The sequence below is a fragment of the Stenotrophomonas sp. VV52 genome (assembly GCF_002893095.1).
GTDB lineage: Bacteria > Pseudomonadota > Gammaproteobacteria > Xanthomonadales > Xanthomonadaceae > Stenotrophomonas > Stenotrophomonas aracearum.
Genome location: NZ_PKQQ01000008.1, coordinates 14,785 through 36,788 on the forward strand (window position 1 = coordinate 14,785; position 22,004 = coordinate 36,788).

21 protein-coding genes and 1 pseudogene are annotated in these 22,004 nt (G+C 67.6%); 9 read left to right on the forward strand and 13 right to left on the reverse strand.

Features of this window, described 5'->3' with window-relative positions:
• Window positions 1-4: 4 nt before the first annotated feature.
• Window positions 5-964, reverse strand: a complete 960-nt coding sequence (locus C2U58_RS13600) for a UDP-glucuronic acid decarboxylase family protein (RefSeq protein WP_102946332.1) — start codon at window positions 962-964, stop codon at window positions 5-7.
• Between the two features lie 222 nt (window positions 965-1,186).
• On the opposite strand from C2U58_RS13600, the gene C2U58_RS13605 reads away from it, so the two are divergent.
• Window positions 1,187-1,765 carry an alpha-ketoglutarate-dependent dioxygenase AlkB gene (locus tag C2U58_RS13605; RefSeq protein ID WP_102946333.1) on the forward strand — a complete coding sequence of 193 codons (579 nt, stop codon included), beginning with the start codon at window positions 1,187-1,189 and terminating at the stop codon, window positions 1,763-1,765.
• Window positions 1,766-1,950: 185 nt separating this feature from the next.
• Here the strand turns inward: C2U58_RS13605 and C2U58_RS13610 are convergent, their stop codons facing one another.
• From C2U58_RS13610 to C2U58_RS13625, 4 genes are read right to left on the reverse strand one after another with little or no spacing between them, the layout of a single operon-like run.
• Window positions 1,951-2,628, reverse strand: a complete 678-nt coding sequence (locus C2U58_RS13610) for an ABC-type transport auxiliary lipoprotein family protein (RefSeq protein ID WP_102946334.1) — start codon at window positions 2,626-2,628, stop codon at window positions 1,951-1,953.
• A complete protein-coding gene (locus C2U58_RS13615) occupies window positions 2,625-3,551 on the reverse strand; it encodes an MlaD family protein (protein WP_102946335.1) in 927 nt (308 codons plus the stop codon). The genes C2U58_RS13610 and C2U58_RS13615 overlap by 4 nt, the downstream gene beginning before the upstream one ends.
• 3 nt (window positions 3,552-3,554) lie before the next feature.
• A complete protein-coding gene (locus C2U58_RS13620; protein WP_102946336.1) occupies window positions 3,555-4,385 on the reverse strand; it encodes an ABC transporter ATP-binding protein in 831 nt (276 codons plus the stop codon).
• Window positions 4,385-5,497 carry an ABC transporter permease gene (locus C2U58_RS13625; protein ID WP_102946337.1) on the reverse strand — a complete coding sequence of 371 codons (1,113 nt, stop codon included), beginning with the start codon at window positions 5,495-5,497 and terminating at the stop codon, window positions 4,385-4,387. Before C2U58_RS13625 ends, C2U58_RS13620 begins: the two co-directional genes overlap by 1 nt.
• 90 nt (window positions 5,498-5,587) lie before the next feature.
• On the opposite strand from C2U58_RS13625, the gene C2U58_RS13630 reads away from it, so the two are divergent.
• Window positions 5,588-6,847, forward strand: a complete 1,260-nt coding sequence (locus C2U58_RS13630; RefSeq protein WP_102946338.1) for a threonine/serine exporter family protein — start codon at window positions 5,588-5,590, stop codon at window positions 6,845-6,847.
• A gap of 136 nt (window positions 6,848-6,983) precedes the next feature.
• Here the strand turns inward: C2U58_RS13630 and C2U58_RS13635 are convergent.
• The 3 genes and pseudogenes from C2U58_RS13635 to C2U58_RS13645 all read right to left on the reverse strand — a co-directional run.
• Window positions 6,984-7,355 (reverse strand): annotated as a pseudogene (locus tag C2U58_RS13635) (H-NS histone family protein); the annotation flags it as partial.
• A gap of 154 nt (window positions 7,356-7,509) precedes the next feature.
• Complete coding sequence (locus C2U58_RS13640; RefSeq protein WP_102946340.1) at window positions 7,510-9,201, reverse strand: proline--tRNA ligase; 1,692 nt, start codon at window positions 9,199-9,201, stop codon at window positions 7,510-7,512.
• A 61-nt stretch (window positions 9,202-9,262) separates the two neighbouring features.
• Entirely contained in the window at window positions 9,263-9,643 is a 381-nt protein-coding gene (locus tag C2U58_RS13645; RefSeq protein WP_102946341.1) for a DUF4124 domain-containing protein, read from the reverse strand.
• A gap of 102 nt (window positions 9,644-9,745) precedes the next feature.
• Between C2U58_RS13645 and pssA the strand changes: the two genes are divergently transcribed.
• From pssA to rimI, 3 genes are read left to right on the forward strand one after another with little or no spacing between them, the layout of a single operon-like run.
• Window positions 9,746-10,525 (forward strand): CDP-diacylglycerol--serine O-phosphatidyltransferase, encoded by a 780-nt coding sequence (pssA, locus tag C2U58_RS13650; protein ID WP_102946342.1) that lies wholly within the window; start codon window positions 9,746-9,748, stop codon window positions 10,523-10,525.
• Between the two features lie 56 nt (window positions 10,526-10,581).
• Entirely contained in the window at window positions 10,582-11,004 is a 423-nt protein-coding gene (locus C2U58_RS13655; RefSeq protein ID WP_102946477.1) for a hypothetical protein, read from the forward strand.
• Window positions 11,001-11,498: a ribosomal protein S18-alanine N-acetyltransferase gene (gene rimI, locus C2U58_RS13660; protein WP_102946343.1), complete on the forward strand. Its 498-nt coding sequence runs from the start codon at window positions 11,001-11,003 to the stop codon at window positions 11,496-11,498. Before C2U58_RS13655 ends, rimI begins: the two co-directional genes overlap by 4 nt.
• A gap of 68 nt (window positions 11,499-11,566) precedes the next feature.
• On the opposite strand, the gene C2U58_RS13665 is transcribed toward rimI, so the two are convergent.
• The 3 genes from C2U58_RS13665 to C2U58_RS13675 all read right to left on the reverse strand — a co-directional run bounded on the left by C2U58_RS13665 (window position 11,567) and on the right by C2U58_RS13675 (window position 16,368).
• Entirely contained in the window at window positions 11,567-14,392 is a 2,826-nt protein-coding gene (locus C2U58_RS13665; protein WP_102946344.1) for a valine--tRNA ligase, read from the reverse strand.
• Between the two features lie 73 nt (window positions 14,393-14,465).
• The gene (locus C2U58_RS13670) at window positions 14,466-14,891 is read right to left on the reverse strand and encodes a DNA polymerase III subunit chi (RefSeq protein WP_070207670.1); all 426 of its coding nucleotides are present in this window, start codon (window positions 14,889-14,891) and stop codon (window positions 14,466-14,468) included.
• On the reverse strand, window positions 14,878-16,368 hold the full coding sequence (locus C2U58_RS13675) for a leucyl aminopeptidase (protein ID WP_102946345.1): 1,491 nt from the start codon (window positions 16,366-16,368) through the stop codon (window positions 14,878-14,880). Before C2U58_RS13675 ends, C2U58_RS13670 begins: the two co-directional genes overlap by 14 nt.
• Before the next feature lie 104 nt (window positions 16,369-16,472).
• On the opposite strand from C2U58_RS13675, the gene lptF reads away from it, so the two are divergent.
• On the forward strand, window positions 16,473-17,552 hold the full coding sequence (lptF, locus tag C2U58_RS13680; protein ID WP_102946346.1) for an LPS export ABC transporter permease LptF: 1,080 nt from the start codon (window positions 16,473-16,475) through the stop codon (window positions 17,550-17,552).
• Window positions 17,549-18,655, forward strand: a complete 1,107-nt coding sequence (gene lptG / locus C2U58_RS13685; RefSeq protein WP_102946347.1) for an LPS export ABC transporter permease LptG — start codon at window positions 17,549-17,551, stop codon at window positions 18,653-18,655. Before lptF ends, lptG begins: the two co-directional genes overlap by 4 nt.
• 30 nt (window positions 18,656-18,685) lie before the next feature.
• Here lptG and C2U58_RS13690 read toward each other — a convergent pair whose 3' ends face one another.
• Entirely contained in the window at window positions 18,686-19,159 is a 474-nt protein-coding gene (locus C2U58_RS13690) for an RDD family protein (RefSeq protein WP_102946348.1), read from the reverse strand.
• A gap of 30 nt (window positions 19,160-19,189) precedes the next feature.
• Between C2U58_RS13690 and xerD the strand changes: the two genes are divergently transcribed.
• On the forward strand, window positions 19,190-20,167 hold the full coding sequence (gene xerD / locus C2U58_RS13695; protein ID WP_102946349.1) for a site-specific tyrosine recombinase XerD: 978 nt from the start codon (window positions 19,190-19,192) through the stop codon (window positions 20,165-20,167).
• Window positions 20,168-20,174: 7 nt separating this feature from the next.
• Here the strand turns inward: xerD and C2U58_RS13700 are convergent, their stop codons facing one another.
• Window positions 20,175-21,002, reverse strand: a complete 828-nt coding sequence (locus C2U58_RS13700) for a hypothetical protein (protein ID WP_102946350.1) — start codon at window positions 21,000-21,002, stop codon at window positions 20,175-20,177.
• Window positions 21,003-21,135: 133 nt separating this feature from the next.
• On the opposite strand from C2U58_RS13700, the gene C2U58_RS13705 reads away from it, so the two are divergent.
• Window positions 21,136-21,924 (forward strand): thioredoxin fold domain-containing protein, encoded by a 789-nt coding sequence (locus tag C2U58_RS13705; protein WP_102946351.1) that lies wholly within the window; start codon window positions 21,136-21,138, stop codon window positions 21,922-21,924.
• Window positions 21,925-22,004: the final 80 nt, after the last annotated feature.

Consider the following 22,004-nt stretch of genomic DNA (forward strand, 5'->3'; position numbering starts at 1 on the left):
TCTCTCAGGCGCTCAACAACCCATCAAAATACGCAATCGTCCGCCGAAGCCCATCCTCCAGCTTCACCTGCGGCTCCCACCCACCCAGCTTGCTCTTCGCCAACGTGATATCCGGCTGGCGTTGCATCGGGTCATCCTGCGGCAACGGCTTGAACACCAGCTTCGACCCCGAATTGGTCAACGCAATCACCGCCTCGGCAAGCTCGCGAATGGTCATCTCGGCCGGATTCCCCAGGTTGACCGGCCCGGTGAAATCCTTGTCCGTGGCCATCAACCGGATGAACCCCTCGATCAAGTCATCCACGTAGCAGAACGAGCGCGTCTGCTGCCCCTCGCCGTAGATGGTGATGTTCTCCCCGCGCAACGCCTGCACGATGAAGTTCGACACCACGCGCCCATCATTCGGGTGCATGCGCGGACCATAGGTGTTGAAGATGCGCGCCACCTTGATGTCCAGCCCATGCTGGCGGTGGTAGTCGAAGAACAGTGTTTCGGCGCAGCGCTTGCCTTCGTCATAGCAGGAGCGCGGGCCGATCGGGTTCACGTTGCCCCAGTATTCCTCGCGCTGCGGGTGCACGCTCGGGTCGCCGTAGACCTCGCTGGTGGAGGCCTGGAAAATCCGGCAGTCCAGCCGCTTGGCCAGCCCCAGCAGGTTGATCGCACCGTGCACCGAGGTCTTGGTGGTCTGCACGGGGTCATGGCTGTAGTGAACCGGCGAGGCGGGGCAGGCCAGGTTCCAGATCTCGTCCACTTCGATGTACAGCGGGAAGGTGACGTCGTGGCGCAGGAACTCAAAGTGCGGGTTGCCCAGCAGGTGCGCGATGTTGCGCTTGGTGCCGGTGAACAGGTTGTCCGCGCACACCACTTCGTGGCCCTGCCCGAGCAGGCGCTCGATCAGGTGCGAGCCGAGGAAACCCGCACCGCCGGTGACCAGGATGCGCTTGGTGCTGTCATGACTTCTCATTCGGGGTCTCTGGCTGTGGGCGGCTTGGGAAGGCCGAAGGGGGCCATTGTAGGCGGGTGGGGTGTGCGGGGCGTAGGGGTGGTCGCGCGGGGTGGGGTTGTTTCGATTGAGGTCCATGCGTTACCGGGCGTTGCGGGTCTCCGTGCGGTCGTTTGGGAACCGACCCTACCAGTGGGATTTCCGGCTGAGCTGAGTGAGTCCCCGCCGTGCTAGCGTTTGACCATGGATCTCCATCTTCCCGACGCCCAGGTGCACTGGCACCGCCATTGGCTGGCTACGCCTGCGGCCGATGCGCTGCAACGGCAGCTGCGCGGGGAGGTGCCGTGGGAGGTGCACAAGATCAGAATGTTCGGCCGGCAGGTGGATTCGCCGCGGCTGAGTTGCTGGATGGGGGATCCGGCGGCGCGCTACCGGTATTCGGGTACGGACTTCGTGCCGCATGCGTGGCATCCGGCGCTGGTGCCGTTGCGAGACGCGTTGGGCGAGTTCTGCGGGCAGGCATTCAACAGCGTGCTGCTGAACTGTTACCGGGATAACGATGACGGGATGGGGTGGCATAGCGACAATGAGCCGGAGCTTGGGCCTACGCCGGTGATTGCGTCATTGAGCCTGGGTGCTGCGCGCCGGTTCCTGCTGCGGCGGCGGGATGATCACACGCGCAAAGCCGAGGTGACGTTGGGTCATGGCGATCTGTTGATCATGGGAGGGCGGACGCAGTCGTTCTATCAGCATGCGTTGCCGAAGAGCGCGCGGCCTTTGGCCGAGCGCATCAACCTCACATTCCGGTGGATCAACGGGTAGAGCCACGCCGCGCCGCTTGACCAGTGTGCGCCATTGAGATGAACGCGTCGCCACGCGCCCGGAAAGGGACGCATCACCCGTAGCATGCATTTGTAGCGTGGCTGCGCGGTGTACGGGACGTTCCAGCCACGCAGGGCGTGGCTCTACCGATGATCGGCCACACACCCTCGATGTGCGTGACGCAATCAGCGCAGGCGTGAGGGAATCACCGTCGCCGTCTTGCTGTCATTCTGCCCCGTCACCAGCGTCCAACCCACCAGCTCACGGGTCACTTCCTCCAACCCCTTCTCCAGCGCATGCGCCACGTCACCGGTCGCCGTGCTCCCCACCGGCTGTTCCTGCCGGAACGTCCGATCGGCAACAACCCGCTGGTCAATCACATGGATCAGCTTGGCGTTGATCTCAATCAGCGCGGTCGGCGTCGCCTGGCCCCGGTAGTCCGACTCGAACCGTCGTACATCCAGCGCCAGCTTGTAGTCGGCGCGGATACCAGTAGTGGCGCGCGCCACCCCGGTAATGCGGCCGGAATCCTCGAAGGCGCGCACCAGTGCGTCGTCCACCATGTCGGTGGCCGGCTGCGCCCAGCTCACGCCCTTGTAGACCTCGAGCTCACCGGGGTTCGGGCGCACGTTGATGCGCGGGCTGTCGACCACGCGCGCGGCGGTCGGCTTGACCAGCACCAGCGCCCAGTCGACCTTCGGCCACGACGGGTCCGGCTGCACGCGCACCACCGGCGAGTAGATGGTGACCTGGCTGCGCTCGCCGCCGCCCAGCAAGGAGGAGCAGGCGCCCAGCGCGATCATCAGTGCCGCCGGCAGCAGCAGGCGGGGCAGGGAGGCGGGAAGAAGCGGCATGCGGCTCATTTGGGTTCGAACTCCTTCGGCGCGTCACGGCCGAGCAGGTAGCGGGCCGGGTTGTTGTCCAGTTTGTCGCTGACCCGGCGCAGGTCGCGGATCAGTCCGCGCAGTTCGGTCAGGGTCGGGCCGAGCTGGGCCAGGCCGTCGTTGGCGAAGCTGTTGATCGCCGCCCGGTTCTCGCCAAGGATGGAATCGGCACTGCCGGCGGCCGAGTCGAGCTTGGTCAGGGTGGTTTCCAGCTTGTCCAGGATCGGCGGCAGCTGCTGCACCAGGTTGGTGTCCAGGCGCTTGATGGTGCCGTTGGTGGTCTTGAGCGTGTCGTCCAGGCTGCGCGCGGCGTCACGCGCGCTCATCAGCAGTGCCTGGGTGCCCTGATCGCGGTCGGCCAGGCCGCCGCTGATGGTCTCCAGGTTGGCCAGGGTGGCGTTGATGCTGGCCACGTTGCGGTCGCTCAGCACCTGGTCCATGCGCTCGACGATGCGGTTGGCGACGTCGGTGATGTTCTGCAGCGCCGACGGCGTGGTCGGAATGATAGGGGCCGGGTCGCGGTTCACCGCGGTCAACGCCTGCGCCTGCGGGGTACCGCCGCTGAGTTGGATGATCGAGGGACCGGTCAGGCTGGTGATGGCCAGCTTGGCGCGGGTGTCCGTCTTGACCGGGGTGTTGGAGTTCAGGCGGATGCGGGCCACCACCTGGCGCGGGTCGTCCGGCACTAGGTTGAGTTCGGTGATCGAGCCGACCGCGATGCCGTTGTACTGCACCGGGCTGCCCACGGAGAGGCCGGTGACGGCCTCGCGGAACACCACGCGGTACTCGGTCCAGGTGCGGTCGGAGGAGTACTTGGCCGCCCACAACCCGAACGCCAGCAGTGCCAGCCCGACGATGATGGTGAAGGCGCCGATCAGTACGTAATTGGCTTTGGTTTCCATGGCTTACTCGCTCTTCTGCTTTGCGTCGCGTGCAGCACGCGCGCGCGGTCCGTGGAAATATTCCTGGATCCACGGATGGTCCAGTTGTTCGATCTCGTGCAACGGGGCGTTGGCGATCACCTTGCGGTCGGCCAGTACCGCCACGCGGTCGCAGATCGCATACAGCGTGTCCAGGTCGTGGGTGATCAGCATCACGGTCAGGCCCAGCGCTTCCTGCAGGGTCTTGATCAGGCGGTCGAAGGCGGCCGCGCCGATCGGGTCGAGCCCGGCAGTGGGTTCATCCAGGAACAGCAGGGGCGGGTCCAGCGCCAGCGCACGGGCCAGGCCGGCGCGCTTGCGCATGCCGCCGGACAGCTGCGAGGGCAGCTTGTTGATCGCATCGGCGGGCAGGCCGGCCAGTTTCACCTTGAGCAGGGCCAGCTCGTAATGCCAGCGCTCGGGCAGCTCGCCGTGGTGCTCCTTCAGCGGCACCTGCACGTTCTCGCCGACGGTCATCGAGGAGAACAGCGCGCCGTCCTGGAACAGTACGCCGGTGTTGCGTTCGATGTGCAGGCGGTCGGCGCGGTTGTCCGAACGTGCGTCCACGCCGAGCACTTCGATCTGGCCTTCGTCGGGATGGCGCAGGCCGAGGATGCTGCGCATCAGCACCGACTTGCCGGTACCCGAGCCGCCGACCACGCCGAGGATCTCGCCGCGGCGCACGTCCAGATCCAGCCCGTCGTGCACGACCTGGCTGCCGAAGCGGTTGGTGAGCCCGCGCACGCGGATCGCCAGCCCTTGGTCGTCGGCCAGTTCGGTGCGGGTGTCTTGTTCAGGGGCGGCCGTGGTCGTCATCACCAGTCCATGTGCATGAACCACAACGCGGCGAACGCGTCGATGATGATCACCAGCGAGATGGTCTGCACCACGCTGGACGTGGTGCGCTCGCCGACCGACTGCGCGGTGCCTTCCACCTTCAGCCCTTCCAGGCAGCCGATCAGGCCGATCACCGCGGCGAACACCGGCGCTTTGGCCAGGCCCACGAGCATGTGCCGCACTTCAATGGTGTCGTGCAGGCGCGCCAGGTACATCTGGGGCGGAATATCCAGGTCGAACGCGCCGACGGTGACGCCGCCGGCCAGGCCGGCGATCATCGCGATGAAGGTCAGCAGCGGCAGGGTGATGAGCAGCGCGATCAGGCGCGGCAGCACCAGCAGGTCGACCGGGTCCAGGCCGAGGGTCTGGATCGCGTCGATCTCCTCGCGCGCCTTCATCGAGCCGATCTGCGCGGTGAATGCGCTGGCGGTGCGGCCGGCCAGCACGATGGCGGTGAGCAGCACGGCGAATTCGCGCAGGAAGGCGATGCTGACCAGTTCCACCACGTAAATTTCGGCGCCGAAGTCGCGCAGGATGGTCGAGCCGAGGAAGGCGATCACCGCGCCGACCAGGTAGGACAGCAGCGCCACCAGCGGCACCGCGTCCAGGCCGACCTGCTCCATGTGGTGCACGGTGGAGGTGAGCCGGAAACGACGCGGTTCGCGGATCAGGCGCCCGGCCTTGACCAGGTTCTCGCCGAGGAAGCTGGCCAGCGCCACGATGTTGTGGGCGGTGGCATGCACGCTGACGCCCAGGCGTTCGAGCGCGGCCAGCACGCCGAAGTCGCGCTTGGCCTTGGGCCGGTCGTCGGCGACCTCTTCGATGGTGCAGACCAGCGCGCGGTGTTCCTCGCGGAAGGTGAGCGCGTCTTCGCCCAGGTCCGCGCGATGGGCCACGCGCAGCACCTGCAGCACGCCGGCCGAGTCCAGCTGGGTGATGCCGCTGGCGTCGATCCCGGTGACCTTTTCCGGCCCGGCGCGCAGGACTTCGGCCGCATCCAGCGCGGTGCGCAACGTCCACTGGCCAGACAAGAGGATCTTGCCGGGGTCCTGTGGATCCTGTTCGAGGTGGGGGGCGTTGTCGGGCGTCATGGCGTCTCCACGCAGCATAACCTGTCTACGTGTAGACCCCGTAGTGCCGGCCGCTGGCCGGCTTCCCTGATGCGGGTAATACTACGCCGCATGTCTGCCGACGCACCCGCCATTGCAACCCCTCCGGCCACCTACGCACAGCGGGTGGCTTTCGTGTCCGAAATCGCCGGGCGGCTGCACAGCTACGGCACCACCGCCCAGCGGCTGGAGGCCGCGGTAGTGGCGCTGGCGCAGCGGCTGGACCTGGACTGCGAGCCCTGGTCGAATCCGACCGGGCTGATCCTGAGCTTCAGCGACCCGACCAAGGCGATCGGTTCGTCGGACATCACGCGCGTGATCCGGCTGGCACCGGGCGAAAACGACCTGCACAAACTCAGCATTGCCGACCAGATCACCGACGCGGTGGCCAACGGCACCATGAGCATCGCCCAGGGGCATACCGCACTGCGGCAACTGGACAAGGATCCCGGCCGGCGCGGCAAGATCCGCATGATCCTGTCCTACAGCCTGGGGGCGGCCGGCGTGGCCGGGTTGTGGAAGCTGCCCTGGCTGGATATCGCCACGGCCGGCGTGATCGGGCTGCTGATCGGATTGATGACGCTGATCACCGACCGTCGCCCGGCCAGCCGCGAGGCGAGCGAGGCATTGGCCGCATTGCTGGCCGGTACCGTTGCGGCGCTGGTGGCTTCGTTCGTGGGCGCGCTGAACCTCAATACGGTGATCATCGCCTCGCTGGTGGTGATGCTGCCCGGTATGTCGCTGACCAACGCGGTGAATGAACTGGCCAGCCAGCACTGGGTATCGGGCACGGCGCGTTTCGCCGGTGCGATCACCACCATTCTGAAACTGACCGTGGGTGCGGTGATCGCGGTGACGCTGTCGGGCATTTTCGGCCTGGACCCGCTGGTGCGCGCGTCGCGACCGCAGGATGCGTGGGTGGAATGGAGCGCGCTGCTGCTGGCGGCATTTGCGTTCGCGATGCTGTTCAAGGCCAGCCGTCGCGATTATCCGTGGGTGATTGCCGCGTCTGTGGCCGGGTATGCGATTTCAAAATTCGCCGGGCAGGCATGGGGTATGCCGGCAGGGATTTTCATGTCGGCGATGGTGATGACCGCGGCGGGCAATCTGTTCGGGCGGCTGATGCAGCGCCCGGGGGCGATCATCCGGCTGCCGGGCATCATCATGCTGGTGCCGGGCAGTACCAGCCTGCGCGGGGTGCTGACCCTGGTGCAGCAGCAGGACATGGGCGCGGGGCAGGTGGTGTTGATGACGGTGTTGAATGTGGTGATGGCGCTGGTGGCCGGGTTGTTGTTTGGCAATCTATTGTTCCCGGCCAGAAAGAATCTGTGAGTTTCTGAGAGGTTCCCAAGGACACGCATGGCGTGTCTCTACGCGTGGATTTGCGCAAAAACGCATTCGGGCGGACAAAAAAAACGCCGGCATATCGCCGGCGTTTTCAATGCGTGCGCCAGGGGCGCGCCGCTTACTTCTTGATCAGGAAATCTTCCAGCTTCTTGCCCTTGGTGGTGTGCGCGGCCAGCCAGCGCGGCTGCTTGCCACGACCGGTCCAGGTTTCCTTGGGATTGGCCGGGTTGCGGTACTTCGGGGCAACCTTGCCAAGCACGCGAACCGGCTTGGCAGGCGCGGCCTTGGTCGCCTTGCCGGCGCGGCCGCGGGTGGGGGCTGCAACGCCCGCCACTTCTTCCAGGGTGTAGCCGTTGGCCTTGGCCAGCTTGCTCAACTGGGCCCGGACCTTGGTGAGGGCCGGACGCTTTGCGACGATGGTCTGCTGCTTCTTGGCGTTCTTGATCAGGGCGCCCAGCTCTTTGGCGGACAAACCACTCAGGTCAATACTCATCAACTACTCCGGAATCTAAAAAGAACGGCGGGGTGTGGCCAGTCCCTGGCATCGGCAACAGCATACATTCTCATTTGCCGCATGCACAGCCAGTAGGAATAATCAATGGAAATGGGACAATTAAATGCCGGGGTCTTTCACCCGGCATCCGTCATCATTTCGCAAACTTCGCCATCAGCCCGGCGCGGTCCAGGCTTTCCGCTTCACTGGCCGTGCGCGCACGGTATTCGAACGTGCCGGCAGCCAGGCCACGTTCGGACACCACCACGCGGTGCGGCACGCCGATCAGTTCGATGTCGGCGAACATGTTGCCCGGGCGCAGGCCACGGTCGTCCAGTGCCGCATCCAGACCGGCGGCCTGCAGCTCGGCGAGCAGTTCGGCGGCGGCCGCGGAAACGCTTTCGTCCTGCTTCGGGTTGATCACGCACACCACCACCTGCCACGGCGCCATCGCGTCCGGCCAGATAATGCCGGCGTCGTCATGGTTCTGCTCGATGGCCGCGGCCACGATGCGCGAAATGCCGATGCCGTAGCAGCCCATCGCCATCACCTGCGCCTTGCCGTTCTCGTCCAGCACGGTGGCATTCAATGCCTGCGCATACTGGCGACCGAGCTGGAACACGTGGCCCACTTCAATGCCACGGGCCACGCGCAGTTCGCCACCGTCGGCGGCGCGGTCGCCTTCCTTCGCGTTGCGGATGTCGGCCACTTCCGGTTCGGGCAGGTCGCGGCCCCAATTTACGCCGGCAATGTGGAAACCGGCTTCATTGGCACCGACCACGAAGTCGGCCATGGCTGCAACGTCGCGATCGGCCACGACGCGGATCGGCTGGGCGGGGTTGAGCGGGCCCAGGAAGCCCGGCTCGCTGCCCAGGTGGGTGGCGATTTCTGCTTCGCCGGCCATGCGGTAGCCCTGCAGGCCGTCCACCTTGCCCAGTTTGATTTCATTGACGTCGTGGTCGCCGCGCACCAGCGCCAGCACGAAGCCGGCCTCGGTCATTACCGCGATGGACTTCACCGTGCGCGAAAGCTCGATGCCGAGCAGGGCGGCCACTGCTTCGCAGGTCCTCTGGGTGGGGGTTTCCACCTTGCGCAGCGCCTCGCCGGCGGCCGCGCGCGGGCCGGGGGCTGCGGCAACGGCCGCTTCCATGTTGGCCGCGTAGTCCGAACCGGTGGAGAACACCAGCGCGTCTTCGCCGGAGTCGGCGATCACGTGGAATTCCTGCGAGGCGTCGCCGCCGATCGCGCCGGAATCAGCCTGCACCATGCGGAAGTCCAGGCCCAGGCGGGTGAACACGCGGGCGTAGGCGGCCTTCATGTTCTCGTACTCGCGCACCAGGCACTCGTCGTCCAGGTGGAAGGAGTAGGCGTCCTTCATCAGGAACTCGCGCGCGCGCATCACGCCGAAGCGCGGGCGGATCTCGTCGCGGAACTTGGTCTGGATCTGGAAGAAGTTGACCGGCAGCTGCTTGTAGCTGGACAGCTCCTGGCGCGCGAAATCGGCCGCGGCCTCTTCAGCGGTGGGGCTGTAGCAGAACACCTGCTCCTTGCGGTCCTTGATCTTGAGCAGCTGCGGGCCGAACTTTTCCCAGCGGCCGGTGGCTTCCCACAGCTCCTTGGGCTGGATGGTCGGCACCTGGAATTCCACGGCGCCGGCATTTTCCATTTCCTCGCGCACGATGCGCTCGACCTTGCGCAGCACGCGCAGGCCCAGCGGCGACCAGATGTACAGCCCCGAGGCCAGCTTGCGGATCATGCCCGCGCGCAGCATCAGCCGGTGGCTGGTGAGCTCGGCATCGCTGGGGGTTTCCTTGGTGGTACGCAGGTGGAACTGGGAGAGGCGCATCGTCGGCTTCGCTGAACGGCGGAAACCTATATTCTGACACGACCCTCCCGTGTATGGCCTGTCAGGCCGCCGGCTTGCAGTACGCCTTGATGGCTGCTTCAGCCAGGCCCTTCTGGGCCGTGCGCTGGTCCGCGTCCAGCGCCTTGTCGGGCTTGCCGTCGCCGTCGGTGTCCTGCATCACATCGCCCTTGCCGTTGAGCAGGGTCAGGTTGTTGCGGGCATTGGTGCAGTCGGTCGACTCGGCGGGGGCCGCTGCCTTGGCCGTGACGGGGCCGGCGGCCGGGTCGCGGTTCTGGATCTGGCGCTGCTCGGCCTGCTGGCCGGTGGGCGGCTTCTCGGAATACTGGGTGACGCCATTGGCGTCTTTCCACTTGTAGACGTTTCCGGCGCTGGCCGTAGCGCTGGCGAGCAGCAGGCAGCACACGAGGGGCAGGGCACGCATGGCAACTCCGGGCAGCAAGGGGTCAGGTGCGCGATTGCAGCATTCCCGCCCGGCGCTGGCAAGCCTCCCCCCAAACCGGGCCGCAGCCACTAAACTGGCCGCATGGATCAGATGAAACCCCCGCCGCGCTCGCGCAGCATTTACCTGTTGCCCAACCTGTTCACCACGGCCGGCCTGTTCGCGGGGTTCTACGCGATCATCGCCGCCGCCAATGGCGACTTCGTCAATGCCGCCATTGCGGTGTTCGTGGCAGCGGTCATGGACGGCCTGGACGGCCGCGTGGCCCGGCTGACCGGCACCAGCAGCGAATTCGGCGTGCAGTACGACTCGCTGGCCGACCTGGTCAGCTTCGGCATGGCCCCGGCGCTGGTGATGTACCACTGGTCGCTGTCGTGGCTGAAGTTCGACGACCCGATCATGGGCCGGGTGGGCTGGGCGGTGGCCTTCCTGTATGCGGCCTGCGCGGCGCTGCGCCTGGCCCGCTTCAACACCCAGGTCAGCGTGGTCGACAAGCGCTGGTTCATCGGCCTGGCCAGCCCGGCGGCCGCCGGTCTGATGATGTCCTTCGTATGGGCCTTCGCCGACGGCGCGCTGGGCTGGGATGGCAATGAACTGCGCTACGTGGCGCTGGGCGTGACCCTGATCGCTGCCCTGCTGATGGTCAGCCGGATCCGCTTCTGGAGCTTCAAGGGTGGCGGCGAGAAGGGCCCGCGCGCCGACCGCGTGCCGTTCCTGGCGCTGGCGCTGGTGCCGATCGCCATTGCGATCATGGTCATCGACCTGCCGCGCGTGCTGTTCGCGATGGGCGTGATCTATGCGCTGTCCGGCCCGGTCAGCTGGATCTGGCAGCGCACCCGCAAGTCGGCCGAGCCGACCGCGTGAGCGCGCCGGCCGCCCCGCCACTGTGGACCCCCGCCCAGCAGTCCTGGCTGCAGGCGATGGGGTACACGGTGTTCGTGGACGGCAGCGTCGAAGCGGGCCCCGAACCGGTGGTCGAGCTGGGCACGATCCCGGCGGTAGAGCCGGGCCCTGCCCGGCTGAACGAAGCCAATCCCCGTCAGGACGCAATCCCCACCCGCGACCCGGGTCCGGCCACCCCCCCTCGCCGCAACGCGCCGGCGGCCGAAGCTCCCGCCGCGCCCACACCCGCGCCCACCCGCACCGGCGCCCGCCGCCCGGCCGTCCGCATGCCGCCGCCGCTGCAGATCGCCCTGCTGCGCGCGTCCGGCTGCAATCCGAACGATCCTGACACCCAGGCGTTGATGGCCAGCTGGAACCTGGACGAGCTGCGCGGCAACGCGGCCGCCAAGCGCGCGCTGTGGCCGCAGTTGAGGGCACTGCGCAAGCGGGGCACCGCGTGAGCGCGGTCAGCTCGCCGCGCCCGCCGGCGCTGCGCGCACTGCGCGAGGCCGATCTTGATGCGGTGATGGAAATCGAACTGCGCGGCTACCCGTTCCCGTGGACGCGCGGCATCTTCGTGGATTGCCTGCGCGCCGGGTATCCGGCGTTGGCGATGGAAGACGATGGCGTACTGGTTGGCTACGGCGTGCTCAGCATCGCTGCCGACGAAGCGCATGTACTCAATGTCTGCATCGATCCGTACAGCCAGACCCGTGGCCTGGGGCGGAGACTGTTCCGCGCGCTGGTGAAGCTGGCGCGCGACCACGGCGCGCAGCGTGTGTTCCTGGAAGTGCGCCCGTCCAACACGCCCGCGGTGGCGCTGTACCACAGCGAAGGATTCAATGAGATTGGCCGTCGGCCGCGGTATTACCCGGCCAAGGACGGACGCGAAGATGCGCTGGTGATGGCGATGGAACTGGTGGACGACGACATCACGGTGATGCCGCCGTTGTGATCGGCGCAGCCACGCAGGGCGTGGCTCTACCCGAAGGTGGCGACAAACGCCGCCACCCCGATTCCTGATTACAGCTTCGCGCGCTGCGCGACCAACCCTTCCAGCTGCGTGGTCCATTCGACCAGGCGCACGCGCTCCTGCTCGACCACGGCGGCCGGTACCTTGTCGGTGAACTTGGAGAGCTTCATCGCGCTCTTCTCCTTCTCCGATTCCACCCGGCCGATTTCCTTGTCCAGGCGGGCGCGTTCGGCGCCCAGGTCGACCAGGCCTTCCAGCGGCACCAGCAGCTTCAGCTCGCCCACGATGGCGGCGGCCGCCGGCGGGGTGTCCGCGTCGGCAGCCAGCCATTCGATGCGTTCCAGCTTGAGCAGGAACGACAGCGACGAGGTGAAGCGCGCAACACGGTTGCGGTCCTCTTCACTGCCACCCTGCAGCAGCAGCGAGACCTGCTTGGCCGGCGGCAGGTTCAATTCACTGCGCACGCGGCGCAGTGCGTTGACCATCGACTTCAGCCATTCCACGTCCGCTTCGGCGCGCGCGTAGTCCCCGGCGAATTCCTCGGCGGTCGGGTAGGCGCGCAGCGAAATGGTGTCCGCGTCCAGGCCCAGGCGCGGCGCGACCTGCAGCCACAGCTGCTCGGTCACGAACGGGGTCAGCGGGTGCAGCAGGCGCAGCAGCGCTTCCAGCACGTACAGCAGGGTGTGGCGGGTGCTGGCCGCATCCTCGGCGTTGTCGCCGTTGAGCGCCGGCTTGGTCAGTTCCAGGAACCAGTCGCAGAACTCGTTCCAGGCAAACTCATACAGCGCCTGCGCCAGCAGGTCGAAACGGTAGTTGGCGTAATGCCCCTGCGCTTCGGCCGACACGGCTGCCAGTCGCGCCAGGATCCAGCGCTCGGCGTCGGTACGCGGTTGCGGCACGCCGCTGAACTGCGCACCTTCGGTGTTCATCAGGGTGAAGCGGCTGGCGTTCCACAGCTTGTTGCAGAAATTCTTGTAGCCCTCGGCGCGGCTCATGTCGAACTTGATGTCGCGGCCATGGGTAGCCAGCGCGGCGATGGTGAAGCGCAGCGCGTCGGCACCGTGGGCAATGATGCCGTCCGGGAAATCCTTGCGGGTCTGCTTCTCGATCTTCGGCGCGTCCTTGGGCTTCATCAGCCCGGTGGTGCGCTTGGCGACCAGGTCGTCGATGGAAATGCCGTCGATGATGTCCAGCGGGTCGAGCACGTTGCCCTTGGACTTGGACATCTTCTGGCCCTGCGCGTCGCGGATCAGGCCGGTGATGTAGACGTCCTTGAACGGGATCTTCCCGGTGAAGCTGTCGGTGGCCATGATCATGCGCGCCACCCAGAAGAAGATGATGTCGAACCCGGTGATCAGCACCGAGGACGGCAGGTAGCGCTCGAAACCACGCTCAGCCATGGCCTGCTCGTTCGGCCAGCCCAGGGTCGAGAACGGCCACAGCTGCGAGGAGAACCAGGTTTCCAGCACATCGCTGTCCTGGCGCAGCACCACGTCCGCGCCCAGCCCGGCGCGCGCGCGCGCGTCGGCTTCGTCGCGGCCCACGTAGCAGGTGCCGGCCTCGTCGAACCATGCCGGAATGCGGTGGCCCCACCAGAGCTGGCGGCTGATGCACCAGTCCTGGATGTTCTCCATCCAGTGGCGGTAGGTGTTGATCCAGTTGGCCGGAACGAACTGGATCGAACCGTTCTCGACCAGCTCCAGGCCGCGCTTTGCCAGCGCGTCCATCTTCACGAACCACTGGTCGGTCAGGTACGGCTCGATCACCTGCTGGGTGCGGTCGCCACGCGGCACCTGCAGCTTGTGCGCCTTGGTTTCGACCAGGATGCCCAGCGCTTCCAGCTCGGCCAGGATCACCTTGCGCGCTTCATAACGATCAAGGCCGCGATACTTTTCCGGCGCGTTGTCGTTGATCGCCGCCACCGGGGTGAACAGGTTGATCATCGGCAGGTTGTGGCGCAGGCCGACCTGATAGTCGTTGAAGTCGTGCGCCGGGGTGACCTTGACCACGCCGGTGCCGAACGCACGGTCCACGTACTCGTCGGCGATCACCGGCACGCTGCGCCCGGTCAGCGGCAGGGTGACGCTGCGGCCGATCAGGTGCGCGTAGCGCTCGTCTTCCGGATGCACCATCACGGCGGTATCGCCCAGCAGGGTTTCCGGGCGGGTGGTGGCCACGACCAGGTACGGGCGGGTTTCGCGCAGCGTCTCGACGCCGTCGGCGTCGCGCTCGACGTGCTCGTAGCTGGCGCCGTCTTCCAGCGCGTAGGCGATCGACCACAGGAAGCCGTCTTCCTCCACGCTTTCCACTTCCAGGTCGGAAATGGCGGTCTTCAGCACCGGGTCCCAGTTGACCAGGCGCTGGCCACGGTAGATCAGGCCCTGCTCATGCCAGCGCAGGAACGCCTCGACCACCGCTTCGGACGGCTGCGGGTCCATGGTGAAGGTGCTGCGCGACCAGTCGGCCGAGGTGCCCATGCGGCGCATCTGGCGCTCGATGATGTCGCCCGACTGCGCCTTCCATTCCCACACTTTCTCGATGAAGCCCTCGCGGCCCAGCGAGTCGCGGCTTTCGCCGTTGCCGGCCAGCGCCAGGTTGCGCGAGACCACCATTTCAGTGGCGATGCCGGCGTGGTCGGTGCCCACCTGCCACAACGTGTCGTAGCCGCGCATGCGGTGGTAGCGCACCAGCGCGTCCATCAGGGTCTGCTGGAAGGCATGGCCCATGTGCAGCGTGCCGGTCACGTTCGGCGGCGGCAGCAGGATGGTGTACGGCTCGCCCTTGCCGGACGGCTTGAAGTGCCCGGCCTTCTCCCAGGCGTCGTACAGCGCCGTTTCGAAGGTCTTGGGGTCGTAGCTGGAGGCAAGTTGGGTCATGCGGGGGCAACCAGGAGGCAATGAATAAAGGATCAGGGCGCCGGCCAGCCCGATCAAGGGCGCCGGCACGGGCTTACATGTCGTACTTGTTCAGGGTGAAGTCCAGCGCCTTGTACTGGCGCCAGCGCTCGCGCAGCGGTTCGCGCGCGGCCGGGTCGGCCGGGACTACTTCCAGCACCCGGTCGCAGGCGCCCAGGTACGGGTCGTCGCGCAGGTTGATCACCAGCGGCCGCGACGGGGCGGTGCTGCCGGGCACCGCGATCAGCACCAAGGCTTCTTCCTCGTCGGCGTCTTCCCCGGCGATCTGGTGCGGAATGTAGGCATCGTCGTCGAACGACCACAGCAGCTCGTCCAGCTCCTCGGCCTGGGCCTGGTCGCGGGCCAGCACCAGGGTCTGCAACCCGGCGTCATTGGCCTTGCGGGCCAGCTCGCAGACCAGGCGCAGCGGTTCGGTCAGGAACCGCGGCTTGGCGATCAGGTAGAAATCAGCCCGCGACATGGGCGCGGCCGGCCTGGTCCAGCAGCCACTGGGTCAGCAGGCCGACCGGGCGGCCGGTGGCCATGCCACGCTTGCCTTCGTCGCTGGCCACGCCGGCGATGTCCAGGTGCGCCCAGCGCTGGCCTTCGGTGAAGCGCGACAGGAAGCAGCCGGCGGTGATCGCACCGGCCCAGCGGCCGCCGATGTTGTAGACGTCGGCGAAGCTGGAATCCAGCATCGGCTGGTACTCGTCCCACAGCGGCAGGCGCCAGGCGCGGTCGAACACGTGCTCGCCGGCGGCCAGCAGCTCGTTGGCCAGGTCGTCGTGCTTGGTCATCAGGCCGGCGGTCTGGTGGCCCAGCGCGACCAGGCAGGCGCCGGTCAGGGTGGCCACGTCGACCAGCGCGGCCGGCTCGAAGCGCTGCGCGTAGGTGAGCGCGTCGCACAGGATCAGGCGGCCTTCGGCGTCGGTGTTGCCCACTTCAATGGTCTTGCCCGACATCGAGGTGATCACGTCGGACGGACGGTAGGCGTTGCCGTCGATGGCGTTTTCCACGGCCGGCACCACTACCACCAGGTTCAAGGGCAGCTTGGCGGTGACCGCAGCGACGAAGGTGCCGATGACGTTGGCGCCACCGCACATGTCGTACTTCATTTCCTCGATGCCGCCCTGGGTCTTCAGGTTCACGCCACCGGTGTCGAAGGTGATGCCCTTGCCGACCAGCACGTACGGCTTGGCGCTGCCGCCGTTGTTCCACTTCAGCACCACCATGCGCGGGCGGTTGGCCGAGCCACGGGCCACGGCCAGCAGCGAGCCCATGCCCAGGGCTTCCATGGCGGTTTCGTCCAGGATCTCGCCTTCAGCGCCGGCGTGGGCCTGGGCGAAGGCGACCGAGGACTCGGCCAGGTAGGCCGGGGTGCACAGGTTGGGCGGCAGGTTGCCCAGCTCGCGGGCGTGCTGCACGCCGGCGGCGATGGCCTGGCCCTGCAGCAGCGCCTGGGCGTCGGTGCCGGCGATGGCCAGCGTGGCCAGGCCCGGGGCCTCCGGCTTCTTCGTGCCCAGGGTGGCGGTGTAGCGGTAGCTGGCGTGGTCGGCCGCAATCACGGCCTGGCGGATGTTCCACGCGGCGTCGCGGCCCTTGATCTCCAGCTCGGAGAGGGTGAACAGCGCGTGGCGGACGACCCCGCTCTTCAGCGCCCGGCTGGCGTCGCCGACCGCCTTGAGGTACTGCGGCACGCCGAACTTGGCCGGTTCGCCCAGCCCGACCACCAGCACGCGCGGGGCGGACACGCCGTCCACGTCATGCAGCAGGGTGGTGGCGCCGGTCTTGCCGCTGACATCGCCGCGGGCGACCAGGGCGGCCAGGCGGCCACCGGAAGCGGCGTCCAGGGCCTGCGCCGCCGGGCTCAGGGTCTGGTCGGCGTAGGCGCCGACGATGACGCAGTCGACCTCAGCCGATGCCGGGGCTGCGTGATTCAGGGTAAATTCGAGGGCCATTGATCAGATTCCGTTGGCAAATCCGTACAATCGCGAGCTGTTTACGTCCCGTCAGTAGACTGGGCAGCCACGCGAACGAATCCGAGAGTTTAAACCACCGCCCCATGTCGAAGCTCGATCGCTATCTCCTGCGTGATTTCGTCCAGAGTTTCCTGGCCACCCTGATCGTCCTGCTGGTCGTAAGCGTCGGTGGCGTGCTGGTGGACATCCTCGGCAACATCGCCGACGGCCGCCTCCCGGCCAAGCTGCTGTTCTCCCAGCTGGGCCTGCAGTTCATCGTCTACATGCCGCTGATCCTGCCGCTGGCGCTGATGCTGGGCATGCTGCTGGCGGTTGCGCGGCTGTACCGGGACTCGGAAATGGCGGTGCTGACCGCCATCGGGGTCGGGCCCAAGCGGCTGTTGCGCCCGGTGCTCATGCTGGTGCTGCCTGTGGTGGGGCTGGTGGGCCTGTGCTCGATGTGGCTGGGGCCCTGGGCCGACCGGACCAGCGAGCAGATGATCGAAAGCGCCAACCGGAGCCTGGTCATGGCCGGGCTGGAGTCGGGCAAATTCACCATGCTGCCCAACGGCGGGGTGGTCTACCTGTCCTCGGTGAGCCCTGACGGCAGCGGCCTGGGCCGGATCTTCCTGCAGCGTTCGCGCGGGGACCGGATCGAGGTGGCGTCGGCGGCCAGCGGCAAAATGTTCTTCGAAGGCGACCGCCAGCGCTACCTGCAGCTGGACGACGGGCACCAGATCGAGGGCCCGGCCAACGGTGGGCTGGACTACCGCCTGATGCGCTTCGCCCGCAACGACGTGGCCCTGCCCGACGGGGCGGTGACCCGCGACGAGAAAGACCCCGAGCTGCTGCCGACCACCCAGCTGTTCGGCGACGCGCGCCCGGAGGCGCAGGCGCAGCTGCATTCGCGCATCACCCCGCCGCTGATCGCGCTGGCGTTCGCGCTGATGACCGTGCCGCTGGCGCGCAGTTCGCCGCGCCAGCAACGCTACGGCCGCATGATGCTGGCCTTCCTCGCCTACATGGTCGGCATGAATCTGATGTTCATTGGTACCCGCTGGATCGCCGACGGCAAGCTGTCGGGCACGGTGGGGCTGTGGTGGTTGAGCCTGCCGCTGCTGGCGCTGGCGATCTGGATGTACCTGCGTGACGGCAAGCTGTCGCGCCCGCGGAGGACCGCATGAAGCTTCTTCCGATGCGGTTCGACCTGTACCTGGGCCGGGCGGTGTTCAGCACCGTCCTGATCACCTGGGCCGTGCTGGTCGGCCTCGATGTGGTCATGGCCTTCTCCGGCGAGTTCAAGGACGTGGGCAAGGGCGGGTACACGCTCGGCCATGCGGCGGCCGGGGTGCTCTACACCGTGCCGCGCCGGGCCTACACGTTCTTCCCCACCGCGGCGGTGATCGGCGCGCTGATGGGCCTGGGCCAGATGGCGGCTACCTCCGAGCTCACTGCGCTGCGCGCGCTGGGGCTGTCGCGCAAGCGGCTCAGCGCCTCGGTGGCAATCGCCCTGTCGCTGATGACCGCGGTGATGGTGGTGAACGGCGAAACGCTGGCGCCGTGGGCCCAGCAGCGCTCGGACAGCATCAAGGCCAGCGCGAAGTCCGGGCAGAGCCTGGCGTCCTCGCGCTATTCCGGGGTGTGGGTACGCGAAGGCGACACCTTCCTCAGTGCGGGCAGCGGCGACGAGCAGCTGTTGCCGGGCGCCGGCACGCGCCTGGTGCTCAACGACGTGCGTCTGTACAAGATTGCCGAGGACGGCAAGATCGCATCGCTGACCCACGCCGAATCGGTGGTGCATGACGCCAGCGGCTGGACCTTGAACAAGGTGCGTCGCGACACGTTCAATGAACGCTCGGCCACGCGCACAACGGCCGAGTCGGAGAAGTGGGATTCGCAGCTGGATGCGGGCGCGCTGGCAACGGGCTTCTCCAAGCCGCGCAACCTGGCCGCGCGCGACCTGCGCACCAGCATCGAGTACCGCAAGCGGAACGGACTGGACGCGCGCGATTACGAAGACATCTACTGGAGCCGCTGGTTCTACCCGCTCAACGTGCTGGCGCTGTGCCTGGCAGCGGTGCCGTTCGCCTTCGGTTCGCTGCGCAGCGGCGGCATGGGCAAGCGGTTGTTCCTGGGCATCCTGTTCGCGCTGGGCTTCTGGCTGCTGCAGCTGTTCTTCGGGCGCATGGCCGGCGCGTTGAAGTTCGATTACCGCATCGCGTACGCGCTGCCGCCGATCGTGATGCTGGTGGTGTCGGGGATGTTGTTCCGGCGGAAGTCGGGGTAACCCCGGCCGTTGGCCGGACCACGTACCCCGTTACCGTTTCGGATTGCGTCGCAACCGTGTACCGCTTGCACGGTCGTGCCAGGTAAGACGTTCCCGGTCGGCCAGGGCCCACCAGAATCCCAACCCGCCCAGCAGGACCGACACGGTGCCCACCGCGTAGCGGATCCACAGCTGCCGCACCGTCGGCACGGTGCCATCGGCGCCCACCACCTGCAACCGCCACGGCCGCATCCCCAACGTCTGCCCGCCGCGCCGCCAGCTCATCGTGGCGTACAGCCCGGTGACGACCCAGCAGCACACCCATAGCGCCCATTGCAGCGCACTGAACGGCGCGATGTTCTCCCGCGCCGCGTGGCCCACCGCATAGCCGGCGGTGAACAGCGCGCCTGCCAGCATCCATAGCGCCAGCGCGGGGAAGAAGTCATACACCAGCGCCAGCAGCCGCCAGTGCAGCAGCGCGCTCGGGCGGGGGGTGTCGGTGGCGGCAACGGTCGGCGTGCTCATGCGCCGAGCATACCTGCGTATCCTGTGCGCATGTCCACCCCCTCCACGCCCGCCGCGCGCCGCCAGCTGGTGCAGCACCTGCCCGAACTGCGTGCCGACGACGCCGCCTCGATCCGCCACTTCCTCGACGCGATCTGGGCAGAGCAGGGCCTGGCCCGGGCCAGCCTGGACAGCTACCGGCGCGACCTGGAAGGGCTGGCGCGCTGGCGCGACGGCACCGGCGGCGGCCTGGCCGGCATCGACCGCGCCGGCCTGTTCGACTACCTGGCCTGGCGTGCGAAACACGGCTGGTCGCCGCGCAGCAATGCGCGCCTGCTGTCGGCGCTGCGTGCGTTCTACGGCGACGCGCTGCGACGCGGGCTGCGCAGCGAAGACCCCAGTGCGCTGCTGGACCCGCCGCGGCTGCCGCGGCTGCTGCCCAAGGCGCTCGCCGAAAGCCAGATCGACGCGCTGCTGGCCGCGCCCGACGTGGAGCAGCCCCTCGGCCTGCGCGACCGCGCCATGCTCGAGCTGATGTACGCCGCCGGCCTTCGCGTGAGCGAGCTGGTGGACCTGCCGGCCAACGCGGTCAACCTGCGCCAGGGCGTGCTGCGGGTGACCGGCAAGGGCAGCAAGGAACGGCTGGTGCCGCTGGGCGAGGAATCCCAGCACTGGCTGGAGCGCTACCTGCGCGAAGCCCGCCCGCAGTTGACCGGTACCCGCACGGTGCCCGCCGCCCGCGACGGCAGCGTGCCGCTGTTCCTTGAACTGTCACTGCATCCGCTGAGCCGGCAGCAGTTCTGGGCGCTGGTGAAGAAGTACGCCGTGCTGGCCGGGATCGACCCGGTGCGGATCAGCCCGCACGGCCTGCGCCACAGTTTCGCCACCCACCTGCTCAACCGTGGCGCGGACCTGCGCGCGCTGCAGATGCTGCTCGGCCACAGCTCATTGTCCACCACCCAGATCTACACCCTGGTCGCGCGCGAGCATCTGCAGAAGCTGCACGCGAAGCACCATCCGCGCGGTTAGCGCCGCCTCAGGCGTTGGATTCACCCGGTCGCCAGTCGCGCGCCAGGCTGATGGCGCGGGGCTGGCCAACGCGGGGCGGCTTCGGCGGGGCATCGCCGGTGGGCAGCGGTCGGGCGAGAAACGCCGTGAAGCGGTCGGGGTTGTCGGGGTCGACCAGCCTGTCGGTGGCCACGCGCCCGCTCGGGCCGTCGCTGTTGGTCAGCATTTCCCGCCGCAGGTAGCGCACCACGCTCCATTCGGCGCTCATGCCCGATCCGACCGGCGCACGCGCCTGCAGCGTGTCGAACACCGCTGCCACCACCTCGGACTGACTCCGGGCGGGATCGGCGTCTGCGAGGAGGTCGGCGGTGGCCAGGACTTCCGCGCGCAGATCCTTCAGCGAATTCAACTGGCCCTTCCACACGGCATCGGCCAATGCCGCAAGGGCGCGGTCCTGGAACTGTTCGTTGGACGTGACCGACGTCCTGGAGCTGGTCGAGGTGCGCGATGCCAGCGACTCCAGCGATCCCGAGAGGCTTCGCGCCGCCGGCACCGGCGACGGGTTGCTGATGCGGGTCAGCATGTCGTGCATGGACCGGCTGTGTGCCATCGGCGATGCGTTCTGGTACAGCGTCTGGCGCAGGTCGGTGAGGTAGCGGGTGCGGTTGAGCAGCTGCGGTTCGGATACCTGGTCCCGCCGCCACGCCTGGGTCAAACGCGCCTCCCGGTTCTGGATCGCCACCAAGGCGGTCCTGAAGCGATTGCCGTCATGGGGCGAGCGGACACTCAGCTCCACCTTGGCTGACGTGCTGCCAAGCTGTGCCTTGAACCAGAGCAGGGAGGAGGGAATGCGCATGGCTGGGAATCGATTCGGGGGAAGGAATCATCGTCGGCCCCGCCGGCAGCGACTTCCAGAAATCCCTCGGCCTCACAGGCTGCGCCCGGGCGCCTGTGCGAGAATCCGCCCACTCTCTCCCGTGGATGTAACGATGCGTCGAGTTCTTACCGTGGCCCTGTTCGGTGCGCTCAGCCTGACCGCCTGCGCCCAGCCGGCCGCTCCCGGTGCCACGCCGGCCGCCAAGCCGGGCAGCAGCGCTGCCGCCCCGGCCGCCAAAGACAATCCCAATGCCGACCAGACCGTGCGCAGCGCGCTGGCCGGGCTGGACCCGAAGTTCAAGCCGGACTACGTCGGCGCCGCACCGTTCCCGGGCTTCCGTGAAGTGCTGGTCGGCGGTCAGGTGCTGTACGTCTCCGACGACGGCCGCTACCTGATGCAGTCCCAGCCGTACGACATCCAGAACCGCGCCCCGGCCAGCAGCGCCGGCCTGCTGGCCTACCGCAAGGCCCTGCTGGACAAGGTGCCGCGCGGCGATCGGATCGTGTTCGCCGCGCCCAATCCCAAGCACACCCTGACCGTGTTCACCGACATCGAATGCGGCTACTGCCGCAAGATGCACCAGGACATCCCGGAACTGAACAAGCTGGGCATCACCGTGGAATACCTGGCCTTCCCGCGCATGGGCCCGGCCAGCAAGGACTTCACCGACATGATCTCGGTCTGGTGCGCGACCGACCGCCGCCAGGCGCTGACCCATGCCAAGCAGGGCCAGCCGGTTGCCCCGAAGAACTGCACCAGCCCGGTGGCGATGCAGTACGACCTCGGCCAGCAGGTCGGCGTGAGCGGCACCCCGGCGGTGTTCGCGGCCGACGGCACCCAGCTCGGCGGCTACGTGCCGCCGGCGCAGCTGGTCAAGGCGCTGGAGCGCCAGGCGCGCTGAGCCTGGCACGCCCGGGCGGTTGATACAGGCGCGCGCCCCAGCCGTTGTGCAGCCAGCTGGCGTTGGACGTTGCCCGGTCG